At 55.1% G+C, this 21341-nt stretch carries 11 protein-coding genes, 6 rRNA genes and 1 pseudogene; 2 read left to right on the top strand and 16 right to left on the bottom strand.

Annotated elements, in window-relative coordinates; all coding sequences use genetic code 11:
* The first annotated feature begins 33 nt into the window (after window positions 1-33).
* Together B8987_RS04415 and B8987_RS04420 are read left to right on the top strand one after the other, a co-directional pair.
* Window positions 34-1365, top strand: a complete 1332-nt coding sequence (locus B8987_RS04415) for an NRAMP family divalent metal transporter (RefSeq protein ID WP_028962670.1) — start codon at window positions 34-36, stop codon at window positions 1363-1365.
* Between the two features lie 75 nt (window positions 1366-1440).
* Window positions 1441-1650, top strand: a complete 210-nt coding sequence (locus B8987_RS04420; protein ID WP_037913075.1) for a hypothetical protein — start codon at window positions 1441-1443, stop codon at window positions 1648-1650.
* 57 nt (window positions 1651-1707) lie between these two features.
* Here B8987_RS04420 and B8987_RS04425 read toward each other — a convergent pair whose 3' ends face one another.
* From B8987_RS04425 to B8987_RS19310, 16 genes and pseudogenes are all read right to left on the bottom strand, one after another.
* A complete protein-coding gene (locus tag B8987_RS04425; protein WP_084660907.1) occupies window positions 1708-3006 on the bottom strand; it encodes an MBL fold metallo-hydrolase in 1299 nt (432 codons plus the stop codon).
* Window positions 3007-3125: 119 nt separating this feature from the next.
* Window positions 3126-3241: ribosomal RNA gene (gene rrf / locus B8987_RS20200) — 5S ribosomal RNA — on the bottom strand.
* A 35-nt stretch (window positions 3242-3276) separates the two neighbouring features.
* Window positions 3277-6177, bottom strand: a 23S ribosomal RNA gene (locus tag B8987_RS04430).
* Between the two features lie 86 nt (window positions 6178-6263).
* Window positions 6264-7781: ribosomal RNA gene (locus tag B8987_RS04435) — 16S ribosomal RNA — on the bottom strand.
* The 16S, 23S and 5S rRNA genes sit together here, the layout of an rRNA operon.
* Before the next feature lie 156 nt (window positions 7782-7937).
* Window positions 7938-8822: a glycosyltransferase family 2 protein gene (locus tag B8987_RS04440; RefSeq protein ID WP_084660908.1), complete on the bottom strand. Its 885-nt coding sequence runs from the start codon at window positions 8820-8822 to the stop codon at window positions 7938-7940.
* The gene (locus B8987_RS04445) at window positions 8803-10281 is read right to left on the bottom strand and encodes a UDP-N-acetylmuramoyl-L-alanyl-D-glutamate--2,6-diaminopimelate ligase (protein WP_028962161.1); all 1479 of its coding nucleotides are present in this window, start codon (window positions 10279-10281) and stop codon (window positions 8803-8805) included. The genes B8987_RS04440 and B8987_RS04445 overlap by 20 nt, the downstream gene beginning before the upstream one ends.
* 300 nt (window positions 10282-10581) lie before the next feature.
* A 5S ribosomal RNA gene (gene rrf / locus B8987_RS20205) occupies window positions 10582-10697 on the bottom strand.
* A gap of 37 nt (window positions 10698-10734) precedes the next feature.
* Window positions 10735-13635: ribosomal RNA gene (locus B8987_RS04450) — 23S ribosomal RNA — on the bottom strand.
* A gap of 86 nt (window positions 13636-13721) precedes the next feature.
* Window positions 13722-15238 (bottom strand): 16S ribosomal RNA (locus tag B8987_RS04455).
* A 395-nt stretch (window positions 15239-15633) separates the two neighbouring features.
* Window positions 15634-16290 (bottom strand): class I SAM-dependent methyltransferase, encoded by a 657-nt coding sequence (locus B8987_RS04460; protein WP_028962164.1) that lies wholly within the window; start codon window positions 16288-16290, stop codon window positions 15634-15636.
* A gap of 249 nt (window positions 16291-16539) precedes the next feature.
* Window positions 16540-17616 (bottom strand): hypothetical protein, encoded by a 1077-nt coding sequence (locus tag B8987_RS04465; protein WP_084660909.1) that lies wholly within the window; start codon window positions 17614-17616, stop codon window positions 16540-16542.
* A gap of 382 nt (window positions 17617-17998) precedes the next feature.
* The gene (locus B8987_RS20105; protein WP_278281295.1) at window positions 17999-18178 is read right to left on the bottom strand and encodes a transposase domain-containing protein; all 180 of its coding nucleotides are present in this window, start codon (window positions 18176-18178) and stop codon (window positions 17999-18001) included.
* 24 nt (window positions 18179-18202) lie between these two features.
* Window positions 18203-18586, bottom strand: a pseudogene (locus B8987_RS20110) (IS66 family transposase); the annotation flags it as partial.
* Between the two features lie 121 nt (window positions 18587-18707).
* The gene (locus B8987_RS04475; protein ID WP_084660911.1) at window positions 18708-19730 is read right to left on the bottom strand and encodes a site-specific integrase; all 1023 of its coding nucleotides are present in this window, start codon (window positions 19728-19730) and stop codon (window positions 18708-18710) included.
* On the bottom strand, window positions 19714-20361 hold the full coding sequence (locus B8987_RS04480; RefSeq protein WP_341372081.1) for a tyrosine-type recombinase/integrase: 648 nt from the start codon (window positions 20359-20361) through the stop codon (window positions 19714-19716). The genes B8987_RS04475 and B8987_RS04480 overlap by 17 nt, the downstream gene beginning before the upstream one ends.
* 231 nt (window positions 20362-20592) lie before the next feature.
* The coding region (locus B8987_RS19310; RefSeq protein WP_176213148.1) for a transposase at window positions 20593-21341 on the bottom strand (749 nt) is incomplete at its 5' end.

The raw sequence follows: 21341 nt of genomic DNA on the forward strand, positions 1-21341 counted from the left end.
AACATCTACTAAGAAACTTGAGGTGATGCGCGAATGACTCCCGACAATTTTTCCCCGTCTGTCTCTCATGAACACCAGCACCGGGCCCTTGATCGTTTAGCCGTTCATCAAGCTCGCCTTCAGCACAGGCCAGCTCGCCTATTATGGCTCCTCATTGGCCCGGGAATTCTCGTGATGCTAGGCGAAAATGATGCCCCCAGCATGCTATCTTATGCCGCGACGGGTTCTCAATTTGGTATAGGTTTTTTTCTCCCGTTCGTTCTTTTAACCTTTGCCATGGCATTTGTGGCCCAAGAAATCACGGTCCGTCTTGGTGCAGCCAGTCAGGCAGGGCACGCCGAGCTCATTTACCGTCGCTTTGGGCGTTTCTGGGGCAATTTTGCCATGATTGACCTGCTCTTTACAAATTTTCTCACGTTAGTAACAGAATTTGTCGGGATTGTCGCGGGTGCCGGATATTTTGGGATACCGGCCTGGGTTGCGGTCTTATGCGGCATTGCTGTGGTCAGTACGGCCGTGATTGTACGGCGCTACTGGTCGTGGGAGCGTTTTGTGCTGATCCTTGCCCTCTTCAATTTGGTATTTATCCCGGTGGCTATCTTAAGCCATCCCAATTGGGGTCAGGTCGGTCGATCGTTTTTAACCTGGCATCCTTTGGTTGGGGGTTTTAATACCAATACCTTAGTGATTTTGCTTTCGGATATCGGGGCCACGATCACACCTTGGATGCTCTTTTTTCAACAAGGAGCCGTCAGTGACAAGGGACTCACCGTCGCCGATATTCGCCACGGACGCATTGATACCGCGTTAGGCGCGTTATTCGCGGCCTTAGCAGCTATCGCCTGTATCATTGCCACGACCCCATTATTTATTCATCACATGAATGCCAGTCAATTTGGTGCCGCCCAGTTCGCGCAAGCCTTAACCCCATATGTCGGCCACATTGGGGGCTCCCTCTTTGCCTTAGGTGTTCTCGAAGCGGGCTTAGTTGCAGCCACCACCATTTCGACTTCATCGGCCTATGCCTTCGGCGAAGTCGCCCGTCAAGCCCATAGTCTCAACCGTTCCTTTCATGAAGCTAAAGGGTTTTATCTCGTGTTAATTGGGGTGGCGGCTTTGGCCGGATCACTGGTGTTAATTCCCGGTTTTCCCTTAGAAATGGTTGTGATTATGGTCAATGTTATCGCGGTGCTGACCATGCCTCCCGCCATCGGATTCTTACTAATCTTGGCCAACGATAAAGACATTATGGGTGCTCACCGGAGCACATGGTGGCTTAATGCTTTAGGGTTAGCGGTTGGTATTTTCGTCTCGCTTGCGGGCATGATTTATGCCATCTCTGTTATTTTTCCGCAATGGTTTTAACCCACGCTCATAAGGAAATAACAATCCCCTATGTCATTGACATAGCCATGTGAAGATATAAGGAGGAGATTACTGATGAATTCCGCACAATGGTCCTCAGAGACAAAAGACGCGTTACCGATTGATACGTTATTGGAAGACCACAACAAGGCGCGACAGCACATTGAAGAATTAGGATTGCTCCCTCTGTCTCCCGCCTTAAAAGGCACGATTTGGGGACTACGTCTTTACGTTCTATTTATGATTGTCGTCGTCGTGATGAATATCATCCAGAACTTGCATTAGCCTGTCGCGCACAAAAAAGGGCCGTGGCTCAAAACCACGACCCTTTTTGATATCCCCTTAACCGATAGGGTAACGACGCCCGTATTCTGGCACAATGCGGATGGTCGGAGGTTCTGGTAACAAAAGTTCAGGTGCATGCGTGTGTAAAGGATAAACGATTTTGGGTCGGATCCACTCAACGATTTTGTGGATTGCTTCAGGGCTTCCATGACCCCGGGTGCCCAATGTTCGAAGAGGGATATGATAGCGTTGTAACCAATGTTGTAAAGAACGTCCTGCAGGTGACGTTAACTTAGGATCGCCATCGGCCTGGATAAATACACTCTCTTTGCCGACCGGTAAATCCATGACCCATGGAATATCTCGTGGCCACATCTGAATGATATAGCGTTCAGGATGCGCTTGGATTTTTTTTAGCTGTGCCGGACTATAATCCATGCGCCATACCTTAAGCCCGTAGGCTTCTAAAAAGGTAGCAAATTCTTTGGACCATAAAATCTGGCGACCAAATTTTTCTGCGATGCGCATGAACGATTCAATCCGTTCAATATTGCGTGGGCGTAAGGTGATCAGCATTAATCCCCGGGTATGTTCAACAATATCCGTGAATGTCTTATCCACTTGCTCTTCAGTGGCGGGATGTTCGGTATCCCGTGTCTTGTTTCCCAATGTTGTGCCTTCAATGACTAAGACTTCTGACCCATATGCGGCTTGAGCAAATCGTTTCACCCATTCTGGATGACGCCCATGCAAACGAATATCCCCTGTATAGGCGACGCGTCCACTCGCTGTCTCAACGATATATCCCGATGCCCCCGGAACATCATGGTCAACAAGATATCGTGTTATCTGAAAAGGGCCGAATTCCACGGGTTGAGCTTCTGCCGTTGGAATAATATGAGGGGGAGCACCTTCTAACATCACTTGTTCAGCAAAAATTAATTCAAAACTAGGATCCTTTTTCGCCGCTTCACCAACAACCGTTAAGGCATGCCGAACGCGAGCCGTTTCCGGAGCAGCATAAATTGGAATATCGGGATCAATCCATCCCGTTAAGCCAATATGGTCAACGTGCGAATGGGTAATAAACACGGCCGTTTTACCGTCACTATTTCCCGCCAAACCTGTCCCGGCAACCGCATCTTTGCGAAACAAATGAGGAATCCAGGGAGCATCTCCGACTTTTAACCGGTCATGTAATTCTTGTCCCGGTCGTGGACTAACGGGATGATGATAGAGATCAGTTTGAGGTCGATCTAATCCCATGTCTAAAAGGACCCGCCAACCCTGATCTTCGATTAAGACTTTACTAGACCCGGTAATGCCGACACCACCCCAGAAACTCACAGTTGCCATAAAATTCCTCTCCCTCTTTACCTTGTGCTCATTGTACCATATACCCAACTTATCTCTTATTGGCTCAAGGTATACAAAAAAGCTCTCCCTGTTTCCAGAAGAGAGCTACAAAAAATATCTGTCGGCACCACTGGGCCTCCCAGATCCCGACGGATCCAGTACCACCAGCGGCCGCGTGGGGGACGACCGTGTGCGAGATGGGAACGGGTCAACACACGCGACCTAAAGCACCGACAAACTTCGGGGCTCCACAGACCCTCACAACTTCACAGGAGAAAGATCTCGACCGATTAGTATGGTCTCGCTCCGCCCGTTACCGGGTGTCCACGGACCACCTATCTACCCACTGGTCGTGTGGGGGTCTCGTGGCGGCCCATAGGCCGCCTCGGATACCTCATCTTGGGGTCGGTTTCGCGCTTAGATGCGGTCAGCGCTTCTCCGCTCCGAACCTAGCTTCCCAGCGCTGCATTGGGCAACACAACTGGGCACACCAGCGGTTCGTCCACTCCGGTCCTCTCGTACTAGGAGTCGCGCCCCTCAAGTATCCACCGCTTACGACGGAGAGGGACCGAACTGTCTCACGACGTTCTGAACCCAGCTCACGTACCGCTTTAATTGGCGAACAGCCAAACCCTTGGGACCGACTTCAGCCCCAGGATGCGATGAGCCGACATCGAGGTGCCAAACCTTCCCGTCGATATGGACTCTTGGGGAAGATCAGCCTGTTATCCCCGGGGTAGCTTTTATCCGTTGCGCGATGGCCCTGCCACGCGGTGCCACCGGATCACTAAGCCCGCCTTTCGGCTCTGCTCGCGTTGTCACGCTCGCAGTCAAGCTCCCTTGTGCCTTTGCACGCCCTGCACGCTGTCCAACCGTGCTGAGGGAACCATGGGGCGCCTCCGTTACGCTTTAGGAGGCGACCGCCCCAGTCAAACTGCCCCCCTGCCACTGTCCCGCGCCGGGTGCCGGCGGCGGTTAGATCGTGCACGCCGTGAGGGTGGTATCCCAAGGATGGCTCCCCCGCCGCTAACGCGGCGGCTTCTCCGCCTCCCACCTATCCTGTACACACGTCGCGCGCGTTCCATGGCAGGCTACAGTAAAGCTCCACGGGGTCTTTCTGTCCAGTCGTAAGTATCCTGCATCTTCACAGGACTTGCAATTTCACCGAGTCTCTCGTTGAGACAGTGCCCAAGTCGTTACGCCTTTCGTGCGGGTCGGAACTTACCCGACAAGGAATTTCGCTACCTTAGGACCGTTATAGTTACGGCCGCCGTTGACTGGGGCTTCGGGTCGGAGCTTGCACCCCTCACCTTAACCTTCCAGCACCGGGCAGGCGTCAGCCCCTATACGGCGTCTTACGACTTCGCAGGGACCTGTGTTTTTGGTAAACAGTCGCTTGGGCCGCTGTAGTGCCCCCGGCCGCGGCTGCGGCCGGGCCCCCTTCTCCCGAAGTTACGGGGGTAATTTGCCGAGTTCCTTAACGAGAGGTCACTCGCGCGCCTGAGGCTCCTCGCCTCGCCTACCTGTGTCGGTTTCGGGTACGGACACCCGATCACTCCAGTTGCACTTTTCTCGGTGGTCCGCCGAGCTCTCTTCCGTACTTGCGGTTCCGTCCCCCTTGCGGGACGCCCACGACCAACGGGGCGCAGACCCCCGCGGACCACGTCCTGCTCCCTTCGCTGTGATCGGCTGGTCACGGAATCTCCACCGTGTCTCCATCGACTACGCCTCAACGGCCTCGCCTTAGGCCCGACTAACCCGGAGCGGACGATCCTGCCTCCGGAACCCTGCGGCTTTCGGCGGGCCCGATTCTCACGGGCCTTTTCGCTACTCATACCGGCATTCGCACTCCGCCGCGGTCCACGCACGGTTCCCCGCACGCTTCGCCCCCCGGCGGACGCTCCCCTACCACCGGCCTCCTAAGGAGGCCGATTCGCCGCTTCGGTAGACCACTTAGCCCCGCACATTCTCGGCGCCGCGCGACTGCGACCAGTGAGCTATTACGCACTCTTTCAAGGATGGCTGCTTCTAAGCCAACCTCCTGGCTGTCTCGATCACGCGACGACCTTTGCCACTCAGTGGTCATTTGGGGACCTTAGCGGACGATCTGGGCTCTTACCCTTTTGACCTTGGAGCTTATCCCCCAACGTCTGACTCTCTCCCGCCTACCGACGACTTTGTCGTTTGCGAACAGGCAGTAATCCTTCACGGACCCCTTCCATTCACAGAGCGCTACCCCGTCGGTATTGGTCGGGGAGGCTCGCCCTCAAGCGATTTCGGGGAGAACCAGCTATCTCCGTGTTCGATTGGCATTTCACCCCTAGCCGCCGCTCGTCCCAGCCCTTTTCAACGGACACGGGTGCGGCCCTTCATCCCGGCTTAAGGGGATTGCAGCCTGGCGCCGGCTAGATCACACGGTTTCGGGTCGACCGGCGGCCACTGGCCGCCCTCTTCAGACTCGCTTGCGCTCCGGCTCCCGACCTCCCGGTCGTTAACCTCGCGGCCTGCCGGTCACTCGCCGGTTCATTCTTCAATAGGCACGCCATCATGAGGCGAACCCCACTCTGACGGCTTGACAGCACACGGTTTCAGGATCTCTTTCACTCCCCTCCCGGGGGGCTTTTCACCGTTCCCTCACGGTACTCTGCGCTATCGGTGACGGATGGTCGGGAGTCTTGGGCGGTGGGCCGCCCGGCTTCCCACGGTCTTCCACGAGGACCGTGGTACTCTGGAACCTGTCCCGGTCTGCGCGCGTCTGCTCCGACGGGGCTCTCACCCGCTAGGGCGCTGCATTCCAACAGCTTCGGATCGACGGCGCAGAGCCGGTGTCGGTCGACATACGCCGACAAGACAGGCCCGCAACCCGCCCGAGGCGCCGGTATGTCCGGTCACGCCTCGAACGTTTGGACTCGTCCCGGTTCGCTCGCCGCTACTACGGGATTCGCTGACGCTTTCTCGACGCAGGTACTGAGATGTTTCAGTTCCCCGCTTTGGACTCGGTTTCGCCCTGTGGCGAACCGTCCAGACCTGCCGGTCTGGGGGTTTCCCCATTCGGTGACCCTCGGATCGTTGCGTGCGACGCCGCTCCCCGAGGCCTTTCGTGGCGTGCCACGACCTTCTTCGCCCCATCCGCACCCGAGGCATCCCCCGTGTGCTGGTTGTCTCTTTCTCCTGTAAAGTTGTCAAGGTCCGCCGGCCGCGGCGCTCTGCGCCGCCGTCGGTCCTCGGAAACCATATCGTCATGTGAAGCTCCCTAGAAAGGAGGTGATCCAGCCGCACCTTCCGATACGGCTACCTTGTTACGACTTCACCCCAATCACCGACCCCACCGTCGACGGGACCCTCCGCATCTGCGGTTGGATCGCCCGGCTTCGGGTGTGGCCGACTCTCGTGGTGTGACGGGCGGTGTGTACAAGGCCCGGGAACGAATTCACCGCCCCATGCTGATGGGCGATTACTAGCAATTCCGGCTTCATGCAGGCGAGTTGCAGCCTGCAATCCGAACTGAGATCCCGTTTGAAGGATTGGCTCCGGCTCGCGCCGTCGCATCCCGTTGTCGGGACCATTGTAGCACGTGTGTAGCCCAGAACATCAAGGCCATGCGGATTTGACGTCATCCCCACCTTCCTCCGGTTTGTCACCGGCAGTCTCGTGTGAGTGCCCGGCCGAACCGCTGGCAACACACGACAAGGGTTGCGCTCGTTGCGGGACTTAACCCAACATCTCACGACACGAGCTGACGACAACCATGCAGCACCTGCGCTCGCTCCCCGAAGGGCCCGCCGCTTTCGCGGCGCTCACGAGCGTGTCCAGTCCTGGTAAGGTTCTGCGCGTTGCGTCGAATTAAACCACATGCTCCACTGCTTGTGCGGGCCCCCGTCAATTCCTTTGAGTTTCAACCTTGCGGCCGTACTCCCCAGGCGGGGTACTTAGTGCGTTAGCTCCGGCACCGCCCGGTGGACCCGGGCGACACCTAGTACCCATCGTTTACGGCGTGGACTACCGGGGTATCTAATCCCGTTCGCTCCCCACGCTGTCGCGCCTCAGCGTCAGGGCCAGGCCAGTGCGCCGCCTTCGCCACGGGTGTTCTTCCTGATCTCTACGCATTTCACCGCTCCACCAGGAATTCCACGCACCTCTCCTGCCCTCTAGCGCGACCGTTTAGCCGCCCTCCTCCGGGTGAGCCGGAGGCTTAAAACCGCTACGTATCGCACCGCCTACACGCCCTTTACGCCCAGTAATTCCGGACAACGCTTGCCCCCTACGTCTTACCGCGGCTGCTGGCACGTAGTTTGCAGGGGCTTCCTCCGTCGGTACCGGCTCCCCGGCCCTTCCGGGCCGGTCTTCGTCCCGACAGACAGAGCTTTACAACCCGAAGGCCGTCTTCACTCACGCGGCGTTGCTCCATCAGGCTTGCGCCCATTGTGGAAGATTCCCTACTGCTGCCTCCCGTAGGAGTCTGGGCCGTGTCTCAGTCCCAGTGTGGCCGTTCACCCTCTCAGGCCGGCTACCCATCGTCGCCTTGGGAGGCCATTACCCCCCCAACTAGCTAATGGGCCGCGAGCTCCCCTGTGAGCGCCTGTTGCCAAGCTTTCTTCCGGTTCCCCGGAACGTATGCGGGATTGCCGCGCCTTTCGGCCCGATATCCCCCACTCACAGCCCGATCACTCACGTGTTCCTCACCCGTCCGCCGCTGACCCGAAGGTCCGCTCGACTTGCATGTATTACGCACGCCGCCAGCGTTCGTCCTGAGCCAGGATCAAACTCTCCATGACTCATTTCTGTCTTCTGACGTGATTCGATAACTTTCACTTCAACATGACGATATAGTTTTCAAGGACCGACTGCCCGAGGTCTTGGCCTCGTGGCCGTGCTGCCCTGTCGGACAGCAAAATCAATTATAGTCGCTTCACCGTAAAATGTCTAGTGTTTTAAGCAGATTTTTTCTTAATTCGTGTCCACAAAAATGGAAATAGATAACGATACAACGCCGGGAAGAGTCCACTAAGGAGACGCAGCGAAAAAGCCGGTTTTACCGCACGAAAAGCCTTATCATATTGTTTCATAAGAATAAATGCAACAAAAAACCGAAGATGATGCCATGCCTCAATCACACGAAATTCATGATGACTCACTTGCACTTCTTCTCGATGCTTATCTAACATCGGCAACATCGTAACATATACTCGCCAAACATCTTTACTGTAACCCGTAGGAACATCACGGTACATAACCAGAGGCCAATCGATTTTGACTACCCGTGCTACCTGAGCAACGCGCAGCCACAAATCCCAGTCTTCGGCCCCATCAACACGGCGGTCAAATCCTTGTAATGATTGAACAATGGATCGCTTGACTAAAACGGTAGAGGTTTGAAACCGATTTAAAATCAATAAATCATGGTAACGCACTTCCGAAACCGGCAAAGCTCGAGGCACGTCCATAAAATGGGCATCACGAATCCAATCACTAGCAACCAGCCCTATTTCCGGGTCCGTATGAGCCACATCGAGTTGTTGAGCAATCTTCTCGGGATGCCATACGTCATCAGCGTCTAAAAACGCGATCCACTCCCCGTGCGCCATATCAATTCCCATGTTCCGCGCTTGTGAAGGCCCTTGATTGTGATTCGCCCGTAAAATGACCTGGGGAAATTGCCTTTCAATAATCTGACGCGTCAAATCTGTGGACCCATCGTCTACCACGATAACTTCTAAATTCTTATGCGATTGTTGATAAACGGATTCTAAAGCCTCTACAATAGTGGATTCCGCATTATACGCCGGAATCACGACACTAACTAATTCCGGGGACATGGCTTCCCTCCTGACGCCAGCGTTCTTGGAGGGCCTCTTCAACCACTTCGGCGTCGACAAGCCGTACATCTTCATTTCCAAAGTGCTGAATCGTTTCCGGACCTCGCCCTGTTATCAAAATCACGTCATTTTTTTCTGCATGACGCACAGCATAATGAATCGCCAATGCGCGATTTAGTTCGACCAGTTTTAGTTTTGTATCGTCAACTTGCCGAATCCCTTCAATGAGCGCGTCCGCAATCTTTTGGGGATCCTCAAAATTGGGACTGTCTGCTGTTACAATGACATAATCGGCATATTGTGCAGCAATACGTCCCATCTCCGGTCTTTTCCCCCGGTCTCTGCCTCCTCGAGCTCCAAAAATCAACCAGACCTTACCCTCGGTAAATTTGCGGACAGTCAATAAAGATTGATAGAGACCATCTGGCGTATGAGCGTAATCCACCACGGCCATGGGGCCCCTTTGTCCTCCAGTGATTTGCATACGTCCTGGTACTGACGGCAGATTAGGAATTTCTCTTTGCAAAATCTCTTGAGTGACGCCGAGTCTGATTGCGGCTGCGGTGACGGCCAACACGTTATACACGTTATAGCGTCCCGGATGGTTTATACGGGTTATAAAGTCTAGATTGAGACCACTCACGCGAATATCTGTAGACCACGCGGTTTCTTGGAGAACTTGGCCCCGAATGTCCCCTGCTTTAATCCCGTAACTCGTCACGGGTGCTCGACTGGCTTTGGCCACTGTTTCAAAGTGCTGATCATCTGCATTAAGCACAGCACCTAGACTATTTGAAGGCAACATACGAAATAATGTGGCCTTGGCATCAACATACCGTTCCATCGTGCCGTGAAAATCCAAATGTTCCCGTGTAATGTTGGTCAAAATGGCTAATTGAAAAATTGTTCCGCGCACCCTTTGTTGCACGATACCATGGGATGACACCTCAACCACTGCAGCCTTTCCACCACAGTTACGAATCTGATCTAAGTATGCCTGTAAGTCAGGGCTTTCTGGAGTCGTTAAAGACGCTGGCTGTTTCCGGCAAACTATATCATTTACTACACTAGAAACAAGCCCCGTTTTGATGTTCGCGGCATTCAAAATAGCACTGAGCCAATACACAACAGAAGTTTTCCCATTCGTTCCCGTTACCGCCACCGTGACGAGATCTTTCGAAGGGTGCTTATAAAAAGATGTCGCTATATCAGCTGCCGCTTCCCGGCTCGATTGGACTTGAATATATGGAACCGGCAACCTTCCCATTGGTTTTTCACCAACGATTGCCACTGCACCCTTGTCAATGGCTTGCTGAATAAATTCATGCCCATCCAGCAAGGATCCTGAAACCGCAATAAAAACATCCCCTGGCTGAACCAATCGGGAGTCCATGCGAATTCCCTTCACAGCAGGGCCAAATACCCAACCGGATTCGGTTATGCTCAGCTGCTGGTCCATTAGAATGATTCCCCCGTTTTTCTGCCTACAATGATTGTCCCCATGTATCATGAATCTATCATGAATTGGATTCAGCCACGAGGAAAAAATCGAATAGTCGATGTGTGCCTCTGACATGATTTCATTGTCGCTTTTCGGTATTCTATGCGGATATCGCAAAAAATCCTCAAACCTATATAAATTGCCTGTCGATGGTAAGTCTATTACCTATCTAATCAAATCATATTGTTTGAGGTGTTTCAAATAAGAAAAACTGAAATTTAAAAGCCCCTCACAGTAATGAGGGGCGCAAAAAATATCTGTCGGCACCACTGGGCCTCCCAGATCCCGACGGATCCAGTACCACCAGCGGCCGCGTGGGGGACGACCGTGTGCGAGATGGGAACGGGTCAACACACGCGACCTAAAGCACCGACAAACTAAGGAGGACTCACCAGACCCTCACAACTTCACAGGAGAAAGATCTCGACCGATTAGTATGGTCTCGCTCCGCCCGTTACCGGGTGTCCACGGACCACCTATCTACCCACTGGTCGTGTGGGGGTCTCGTGGCGGCCCATAGGCCGCCTCGGATACCTCATCTTGGGGTCGGTTTCGCGCTTAGATGCGGTCAGCGCTTCTCCGCTCCGAACCTAGCTTCCCAGCGCTGCATTGGGCAACACAACTGGGCACACCAGCGGTTCGTCCACTCCGGTCCTCTCGTACTAGGAGTCGCGCCCCTCAAGTATCCACCGCTTACGACGGAGAGGGACCGAACTGTCTCACGACGTTCTGAACCCAGCTCACGTACCGCTTTAATTGGCGAACAGCCAAACCCTTGGGACCGACTTCAGCCCCAGGATGCGATGAGCCGACATCGAGGTGCCAAACCTTCCCGTCGATATGGACTCTTGGGGAAGATCAGCCTGTTATCCCCGGGGTAGCTTTTATCCGTTGCGCGATGGCCCTGCCACGCGGTGCCACCGGATCACTAAGCCCGCCTTTCGGCTCTGCTCGCGTTGTCACGCTCGCAGTCAAGCTCCCTTGTGCCTTTGCACGCCCTGCACGCTGTCCAACCGTGCTGAGGGAACCATGGGGCGCCTCCGTTACGCTTTAGGAGGCGACCGCCCCAGTCAAACTGCCCCCCTGCCACTGTCCCGCGCCGGGTGCCGGCGGCGGTTAGATCGTGCACGCCGTGAGGGTGGTATCCCAAGGATGGCTCCCCCGCCGCTAACGCGGCGGCTTCTCCGCCTCCCACCTATCCTGTACACACGTCGCGCGCGTTCCATGGCAGGCTACAGTAAAGCTCCACGGGGTCTTTCTGTCCAGTCGTAAGTATCCTGCATCTTCACAGGACTTGCAATTTCACCGAGTCTCTCGTTGAGACAGTGCCCAAGTCGTTACGCCTTTCGTGCGGGTCGGAACTTACCCGACAAGGAATTTCGCTACCTTAGGACCGTTATAGTTACGGCCGCCGTTGACTGGGGCTTCGGGTCGGAGCTTGCACCCCTCACCTTAACCTTCCAGCACCGGGCAGGCGTCAGCCCCTATACGGCGTCTTACGACTTCGCAGGGACCTGTGTTTTTGGTAAACAGTCGCTTGGGCCGCTGTAGTGCCCCCGGCCGCGGCTGCGGCCGGGCCCCCTTCTCCCGAAGTTACGGGGGTAATTTGCCGAGTTCCTTAACGAGAGGTCACTCGCGCGCCTGAGGCTCCTCGCCTCGCCTACCTGTGTCGGTTTCGGGTACGGACACCCGATCACTCCAGTTGCACTTTTCTCGGTGGTCCGCCGAGCTCTCTTCCGTACTTGCGGTTCCGTCCCCCTTGCGGGACGCCCACGACCAACGGGGCGCAGACCCCCGCGGACCACGTCCTGCTCCCTTCGCCGTGATCGGCTGGTCACGGAATCTCCACCGTGTCTCCATCGACTACGCCTCAACGGCCTCGCCTTAGGCCCGACTAACCCGGAGCGGACGATCCTGCCTCCGGAACCCTGCGGCTTTCGGCGGGCCCGATTCTCACGGGCCTTTTCGCTACTCATACCGGCATTCGCACTCCGCCGCGGTCCACGCACGGTTCCCCGCACGCTTCGCCCCCCGGCGGACGCTCCCCTACCACCGGCCTCCTAAGGAGGCCGATTCGCCGCTTCGGTAGACCACTTAGCCCCGCACATTCTCGGCGCCGCGCGACTGCGACCAGTGAGCTATTACGCACTCTTTCAAGGATGGCTGCTTCTAAGCCAACCTCCTGGCTGTCTCGATCACGCGACGACCTTTGCCACTCAGTGGTCATTTGGGGACCTTAGCGGACGATCTGGGCTCTTACCCTTTTGACCTTGGAGCTTATCCCCCAACGTCTGACTCTCTCCCGCCTACCGACGACTTTGTCGTTTGCGAACAGGCAGTAATCCTTCACGGACCCCTTCCATTCACAGAGCGCTACCCCGTCGGTATTGGTCGGGGAGGCTCGCCCTCAAGCGATTTCGGGGAGAACCAGCTATCTCCGTGTTCGATTGGCATTTCACCCCTAGCCGCCGCTCATCCCAGCCCTTTTCAACGGACACGGGTGCGGCCCTTCATCCCGGCTTAAGGGGATTGCAGCCTGGCGCCGGCTAGATCACACGGTTTCGGGTCGACCGGCGGCCACTGGCCGCCCTCTTCAGACTCGCTTGCGCTCCGGCTCCCGACCTCCCGGTCGTTAACCTCGCGGCCTGCCGGTCACTCGCCGGTTCATTCTTCAATAGGCACGCCATCATGAGGCGAACCCCACTCTGACGGCTTGACAGCACACGGTTTCAGGATCTCTTTCACTCCCCTCCCGGGGGGCTTTTCACCGTTCCCTCACGGTACTCTGCGCTATCGGTGACGGATGGTCGGGAGTCTTGGGCGGTGGGCCGCCCGGCTTCCCACGGTCTTCCACGAGGACCGTGGTACTCTGGAACCTGTCCCGGTCTGCGCGCGTCTGCTCCGACGGGGCTCTCACCCGCTAGGGCGCTGCATTCCAACAGCTTCGGATCGACGGCGCAGAGCCGGTGTCGGTCGACATACGCCGACAAGACAGGCCCGCAACCCGCCCGAGGCGCCGGTATGTCCGGTCACGCCTCGAACGTTTGGACTCGTCCCGGTTCGCTCGCCGCTACTACGGGATTCGCTGACGCTTTCTCGACGCAGGTACTGAGATGTTTCAGTTCCCCGCTTTGGACTCGGTTTCGCCCTGTGGCGAACCGTCCAGACCTGCCGGTCTGGGGGTTTCCCCATTCGGTGACCCTCGGATCGTTGCGTGCGACGCCGCTCCCCGAGGCCTTTCGTGGCGTGCCACGACCTTCTTCGCCCCATCCGCACCCGAGGCATCCCCCGTGTGCTGGTTGTCTCTTTCTCCTGTAAAGTTGTCAAGGTCCGCCGGCCGCGGCGCTCTGCGCCGCCGTCGGTCCTCGGAAACCATATCGTCATGTGAAGCTCCCTAGAAAGGAGGTGATCCAGCCGCACCTTCCGATACGGCTACCTTGTTACGACTTCACCCCAATCACCGACCCCACCGTCGACGGGACCCTCCGCATCTGCGGTTGGATCGCCCGGCTTCGGGTGTGGCCGACTCTCGTGGTGTGACGGGCGGTGTGTACAAGGCCCGGGAACGAATTCACGCCCCATGCTGATGGGCGATTACTAGCAATTCCGGCTTCATGCAGGCGAGTTGCAGCCTGCAATCCGAACTGAGATCCCGTTTGAAGGATTGGCTCCGGCTCGCGCCGTCGCATCCCGTTGTCGGGACCATTGTAGCACGTGTGTAGCCCAGAACATCAAGGCCATGCGGATTTGACGTCATCCCCACCTTCCTCCGGTTTGTCACCGGCAGTCTCGTGTGAGTGCCCGGCCGAACCGCTGGCAACACACGACAAGGGTTGCGCTCGTTGCGGGACTTAACCCAACATCTCACGACACGAGCTGACGACAACCATGCAGCACCTGCGCTCGCTCCCCGAAGGGCCCGCCGCTTTCGCGGCGCTCACGAGCGTGTCCAGTCCTGGTAAGGTTCTGCGCGTTGCGTCGAATTAAACCACATGCTCCACTGCTTGTGCGGGCCCCCGTCAATTCCTTTGAGTTTCAACCTTGCGGCCGTACTCCCCAGGCGGGGTACTTAGTGCGTTAGCTCCGGCACCGCCCGGTGGACCCGGGCGACACCTAGTACCCATCGTTTACGGCGTGGACTACCGGGGTATCTAATCCCGTTCGCTCCCCACGCTGTCGCGCCTCAGCGTCAGGGCCAGGCCAGTGCGCCGCCTTCGCCACGGGTGTTCTTCCTGATCTCTACGCATTTCACCGCTCCACCAGGAATTCCACGCACCTCTCCTGCCCTCTAGCGCGACCGTTTAGCCGCCCTCCTCCGGGTGAGCCGGAGGCTTAAAACCGCTACGTATCGCACCGCCTACACGCCCTTTACGCCCAGTAATTCCGGACAACGCTTGCCCCCTACGTCTTACCGCGGCTGCTGGCACGTAGTTTGCAGGGGCTTCCTCCGTCGGTACCGGCTCCCCGGCCCTTCCGGGCCGGTCTTCGTCCCGACAGACAGAGCTTTACAACCCGAAGGCCGTCTTCACTCACGCGGCGTTGCTCCATCAGGCTTGCGCCCATTGTGGAAGATTCCCTACTGCTGCCTCCCGTAGGAGTCTGGGCCGTGTCTCAGTCCCAGTGTGGCCGTTCACCCTCTCAGGCCGGCTACCCATCGTCGCCTTGGGAGGCCATTACCCCCCCAACTAGCTAATGGGCCGCGAGCTCCCCTGTGAGCGCCTGTTGCCAAGCTTTCTTCCGGTTCCCCGGAACGTATGCGGGATTGCCGCGCCTTTCGGCCCGATATCCCCCACTCACAGCCCGATCACTCACGTGTTCCTCACCCGTCCGCCGCTGACCCGAAGGTCCGCTCGACTTGCATGTATTACGCACGCCGCCAGCGTTCGTCCTGAGCCAGGATCAAACTCTCCATGACTCATTTCTGTCTTCTGACGTGATTCGATAACTTTCACTTCAACATGACGATATAGTTTTCAAGGACCGACTGCCCGAGGTCTTGACCTCGTGGCCGTGCTGCCCTGTCGGACAGCTTTGATATAATAACACCAAGCGTATAATCTTGTCTAGATCCAAATTTAACTTTTTCATGTTCACCGTAGTCTTATTTGTTCCCACTTCCCGCAAAATTACGCCACAGATAATTTCACAAAAATTATCCAGCGAAACTCACTGATTCCAACTATCCAAATAAACCAAACATAAGCCTTTGAGAAAAATCGTGGTGTTGTTATCTCACCTAGCAACCATCATCAAAAAAACGATAACGGATCGCCCTTAATTGTTGCTCATTGAAGAGCAAGACACCATTTATCAAGCCCTCCGTTCTCCTTTAACACGATAACTTAACCACCAGTAGCATTGACCAACGTGAATCTGCAGGCCGTCAGCATATGGATAGAATAATGATCTCAGTTCGTCTTGGCTGTAATAATTTTTTAGAACTTCATAGGTTCGCCCGTCTTCCAACGTACGCATTTTGTATGTGTTCTTATCCGAAGCTTTAGAAATCAGTTCGCCTCCTACGCCGTCCATATAAACATTATCAGCCATAAAGACTATAGCGTCTCGTCCAAGACGGGCATGCCAATGGTCGAGAAATTCATGAATGCGGCATTTGGGCACGTGAGAAAGCCAAAAATTTGCCACGCCACCATCAAAGTCTCCCGGTAGATTATTCAGATTATAAGCATCCCCGAGGCAGAATCTGACGGTGCGGGCATCAAGGTTTTTGTTTTTGGCAATTTGTAGCATTTCTTGAGATTTATCCACAGCAACGATATGACTGGCGACCTGAGCGAGAAATTGTGTCCAATAACCGGTGCCACAGGCCACTTCCAAAATCGATTTATCCGAGAATAATCTCGTCATAGCGTCCCGGAGTTCGAGTAACTCATGCTCACAGACTTGCTCGCTTCTTTTATAGACCTTCTCATATTCCGGGGCCCGTGCTCTATAATATGTTTCCACAGCGAATTCCCCCTTGATATCAGATGAATCTAATCCGGGACAATTTCCACAAAACCCCTTAACCCCAATTCCCGTAACTAGTTTTACTCATCATCTCAAAGGCGAACGGGTGAGGCGCTAACGATGGTATTTGACAACCCCGTCTCGCTACACCCGGATCCTTGCTTACAAGAATACAATACGTAACCAAGCTGCTTGGTAAATTCGCAATGACACCATACTATATTTTCTTGGCATAACGCTGTCGTGTCAGGGATTAACCAAAAGGTGAACAGGCAACGATGTCACATCCATATGATCCGGATCAGATGCGGTAATTTGATAAATTCCCGGAGAAACATTGGCTCCTGCTGTGATCATCACCGTACCAGATTGCAGAGTCGGTGCATTGTTAAAAGTATATTGGCCATGAACGAACTGTTGGTTAGTGACCCCAAATCCTGAAATAGTAAAACCTGAGGCCGGCTGACCATGCGCGTTCGTGATAGTGAAAATCGAGTCCAAATTATCTAAAGACATTCCCATAGCCGGATCGCCATTCGGATAAACCTGAGATAATGTTAGTGAGGCGGAACTACCAGCATTGATGGATATTAGTGAGGGACTTAACTGAAAGTCTACCGTGGGCATTACATTCACACTCATCTCGGAGCTCCAAATCTCATTCGCTGGCGTCGCGGGCGCATTTCCGTCTTTTGCATAAACCATAACATGGTATGTCCCAGCATGAGCGGGTGATACGGGATAATATGGGACGGTAATCATCGACATCGTAGAATAATTTCCACTTGAGGTCCAATGCCCATTTGGTCCCTGCCACCAAAATTGATAGACGGGATTCATCAGATTCCTTGCCACCGCCTGAACCATAGGTTCCATAGACTCCATATTATTCATCATGGACATGGGCTTGAGGCTCACATGACTACCGACATTAATAAATTGCGTGGTGGCAACCGCACTTCTCCATGCTTGCGCTTTTACGGCAGACGAAGACATAGCATACGCGACGATTTCATAACTCCCGGGCATAATGTCTTGTATTGTGTAGTGATTATTCGTTGAGTAGTTTTGCACCATTTTCCATCCTTGAGAAGAATCAATCCAAAATTGATATTCCCATCCTGAAGTATCACCTGAACTTTCCACGGTAAATGTAGGACTTTGTCCCGCCATAATGGTCGTACTTGGTCCCTTAAGTTTTATGGTTGCACTGGGTGAACTCGCTGCAAATGTTGCCACTCCCGGCATCAAAGATACATCCATGAACATCACGGTGGCTAAAAGGCCAAAATTCTTAATCCATCTGCCCCAGCTTTTTGACATAATTTATTCTCCCTTCTTGGTTCCCCCGTCATGCAAGTTATCAATCACAATAGACGGACTGAATCGCTCAATACCTTTACTTGAATATTTCGTTCTTGAGCGTAATGCCACCATAATGGCGCGACAATATCAGAAAAGGTCTCAATCTGTTTCATCTAACGACCTTCGCCGGTTGTCAGACGTATCCTTATCTTTTGATTGGCAAGCTTATGTATTCCTCAGGCCAGTGATTTTTCGGTATAGGTGTTCCAAAGATCGGACGCTTGGAGAATCAAGAAGGATATCGATTGTTTGAGACAATCATGAGGAGATTATCGAGGTCTCTACGTAAGCGTCAAATAATCCCCACCTTGCGGTGGGGATTCTCGTGTGTTCTGAATTCTTAAGGGGTTGCCGGATTGGCAGGAGTTCTGACGTGGGCCGGGAGCGTCGGCGACCAGGGCAGGCAGTCGGCCCAGCTGGCGGCGTTCGAGAGGTCGCGTTGCGGCAATTGTTCGAAGAGATATTGGAGATAAGCACGCGGTTCCAAGCCGTTTTCTTTGGCGGTTTGAATGAGACTCAAGGTGATCGCGCTGGCTTGCGCTCCGCGCGGCGTGTTGGCAAAGAGCCAGTTTTTGCGGCCCGTCACAAAGGGTTTGATGGCCCGTTCACTGCGGTTGTTGTCCACCTCGAGCCGTCCATCCTCGAGAAATCGCGTCAGCGGTTTCCATTGATTCAGGCAATAGGTCACCGCCTTGCCCAAGGGACTGTGGGGCAGGGTGTGCCGTTTTTGCCGACGTAACCATTGCGCAAAGCGAGCCAAAACCGGGCGACTCCGCGCGTGCCGCGCGGTGTGCCGATCCGCCGCGGAGACATCCCGCAGATCCCGTTCGATGCGGAAGATCGCGTTGCAGAATTCGAGTCCGTCCCGAATGGCGCTGGGGCCGTCGCGGGCCGCCGGCGGCAACGTGTGCAGGGCCTCAACAAAATACCGTCGATAATGCGGAACTACACATTATCGACGTAATGACAAGCTAGCCGTAATGGAAAGCTGACGGAAGAAATGGCTGAATGAGGCCACTTTCCCGTCTTTCACTTTCCATTTCAGGTGACTAGGACCCGAGTCCTTTCAGCCACGTGAGTAACTCGGTGTTCGCCTGCCATGGGGGCAACGTTTCAGAGACGACACCGACGCTATGGCTTTCCAAGACCTTTCGCTTCATTTCACTGTCGACTCGAGCGTAAATTTCGGTTGTCTTGAGGTCGACATGGCCGAGGAGATCCCGGATATACACGAGATTAACTCCGGCCTGGAGCAAATGCATGGCCTTCGAATGGCGAAAACAATGGGGCGACACCGTTTCAGGAAGAGTGCCTGGCGAAACGCGGGCCGCTTCTTGAACATACTTAGCCACGATATAGGATACGCCTTCGCGGGACAGCTTGCTTCCCGCACGGTTTTGAAACAGGGGATACGCATCAGATTTGGGATGGGTCAACCCGCGTTCTTGCCGATATTGCTCCAGAAGACGAGCCATGGGTGGCATCAACGGCACAATGCGACTTTTCTGCCCCTTACCGGTGAGCCGAATTGTCGATACGGTCCCCGATTTGATATCCCCTGCGACGACGTCGCAGAGTTCCTGGACCCGGGCGCCTGTATCATACAGAAGGCTCAATAACACGGCGTCTCGCCGCCCACGCAGGGCGGCCAAATTGGGAAGACTCAGGAGAAACTTCATCTGTTCGACGGTTAAATACTCCATCCGCCCGGAGGTCGTTTTTTTGAGCGGAATCGCCCGCAATTGCTGGGCCTGCATCATGAACTCCGGCTGCTCTCGTTGGAGATACTGCGCAAAGGCGTACAGGGCTGCCAAGCGGACATTTCGCGTCGAGACGCTGCAGTGACGGTGCGTTTCGAGCCAATCCAGGAACTGCTCGATCGTCGGGCGAGTTAAATCCTGTAAGCGGATTTTGTCTGGGGGCGTCGCACACTGGGTGTCAAAAAACTCGATGAGCAATTTAAACATATCCCGGTAGGACAGTATCGTATTTCCGCTCAACCCTCGCACTCCTGGGAGGTACGTGGCCAAGTACTGCGACACGCGGTAGGCAAAATCAGTCGGTTTGGCCATCAGTCACCTCCGGAATCGTTGCCCCGGTCACTTGAACGACCGCCGTGATAATTTCAGGATACAAGTCGGCTGTTAGCCGTACATACCCCTCCGTGGCCGCTGGTGAGGCATGGCCGACATAAGCGGCTAAGATCGGAAGTGCCGTATACACATCGAGCCCTTCGTCCACGAGATGCTTCAGGGTCCGTACACAAAACGAGTGTCTCATGTCGTGAACGCGCGGTCCCGCCCCCCGCCCTGCATGCGGTATGCCCGCACGCTGCAAGCACTGCCGGAACTGGCGATAAATCCAATGACGGCTTGGTGGCTGCCCATTCCTCGTTTCAAAAAACCACATCGGGACGGGGTGGCGTGTTTGGAGATGCGCTCGCCATCGTTGTAGGCCGTCCCGGAGGGACGGAGAGACCGGGACCAGTCGGTCATTCCCCCCTTTGCTCTCACGGATCAGGAGGGTATCCCGCACAAAATCCACATCGGAGAACCGAAGCTGACAGGCTTCGGTCACGCGCAATCCCGATCCATATAACAGCCGGAACAGAATGGGAAGCATGAGATGCTTGTCGGTCCCCGGATAGGCCGCCATTGTATCACACGCGTGAAAGAAGCTGGTCATTTCCTGAGAATGCCCCATTTTTCGTGGAAATTGAAACTAGCGATCCTGATGGCTCTCTGGTTTACTAGAGAGGTCTGATCCATCATAAGTCCCGCGGTTAAATGTCAAGAACCGATCAGCTTAGGACAACGACGAACAGGGCCAGGGCAACATAAACCTGCCTAAAAGGAGGTGGTAGATAATGGCAAATCAGTTGTCAATCCCTTTAGTGCGGCATCAACTTCCTTTCGTCGTAGATTTGGCCCCGGGTCAGCATCCCGTAGACCACGCCGACCAAAGCTTGCGTGCCGTCAAGACCAACGCCCGCTTATGTGCGTGGTGCGTGGCTTCGTGGTACTTCTTCTCGTAAAAGGTTTTGAACTGCGGGTCCCGCACCCGGACCCTCTCCGCCGCTTCGATGAAGTAGTACCGCAAATAGACGTTCCCCGTCCGCGTCAGCGGACGGATGTCGGCATCAAAATTCCCCGATTGATGCGGGCGCCAGGTCAGCCCCGCATATTTGGCCAAGGCATTTTCCGACGGAAATCGTTCGATGGGACCGATTTCGGCCAAGAGGCCCGCGCCATAGACCGGACCAATCCCCGGAATCGTGGTCAGGGTTTGGCGAAACGCCTGCATGTCACGGGCAATCACTTTGTCCAGCGCCTGTTGTTGATGTTCCAAGGCCCGGATGGTGTCCAAATGCAGGACCAAGCTTTGGTGCCGTGCATCCTGCTCGTCCGGATGCAACCGAAAGGCACGCCGCGCCAAGCGGTGCAAGGTCTGCGCAATGTCATCGGGCGCTTTCAGCCGTTGGCGACCGGCCGCCGCGATTTCCGCCACCAGATCCGCCAGCGGGATGGTTGCCAGCGTATCGGGCGTGTAGCGTTCCAACACGGTTTGCGACGCTACCCCAAAGACGTTCGAGAAAAACGGCTCATCCGTATGGGCATACTGCCCCCAGACACAGAACAATTGCACCAACGCGCGATTTTTTTCTTGGGTGATGAGGTGGCTCA

Origin of the sequence: Sulfobacillus thermosulfidooxidans DSM 9293 (assembly GCF_900176145.1) — a bacterium.
Taxonomy (GTDB): domain Bacteria; phylum Bacillota; class Sulfobacillia; order Sulfobacillales; family Sulfobacillaceae; genus Sulfobacillus; species Sulfobacillus thermosulfidooxidans.

Bases quoted from the DNA above. Each gene is read 5' to 3' on its own strand.
- B8987_RS04480 (WP_341372081.1), bottom strand. From the start codon at position 20,361: ATGGGGCATTCTCAGGAAATGACCAGCTTCTTTCACGCGTGTGATACA.
- B8987_RS04415 (WP_028962670.1), top strand. From the start codon at position 34: ATGACTCCCGACAATTTTTCCCCGTCTGTCTCTCATGAACACCAGCAC.
- B8987_RS04475 (WP_084660911.1), bottom strand. From the start codon at position 19,730: ATGGCCAAACCGACTGATTTTGCCTACCGCGTGTCGCAGTACTTGGCC.
- B8987_RS04425 (WP_084660907.1), bottom strand. From the start codon at position 3,006: ATGGCAACTGTGAGTTTCTGGGGTGGTGTCGGCATTACCGGGTCTAGT.
- B8987_RS04445 (WP_028962161.1), bottom strand. From the start codon at position 10,281: ATGGACCAGCAGCTGAGCATAACCGAATCCGGTTGGGTATTTGGCCCT.
- B8987_RS04440 (WP_084660908.1), bottom strand. From the start codon at position 8,822: ATGTCCCCGGAATTAGTTAGTGTCGTGATTCCGGCGTATAATGCGGAA.
- B8987_RS04420 (WP_037913075.1), top strand. From the start codon at position 1,441: ATGAATTCCGCACAATGGTCCTCAGAGACAAAAGACGCGTTACCGATT.
- B8987_RS04465 (WP_084660909.1), bottom strand. From the start codon at position 17,616: ATGTCAAAAAGCTGGGGCAGATGGATTAAGAATTTTGGCCTTTTAGCC.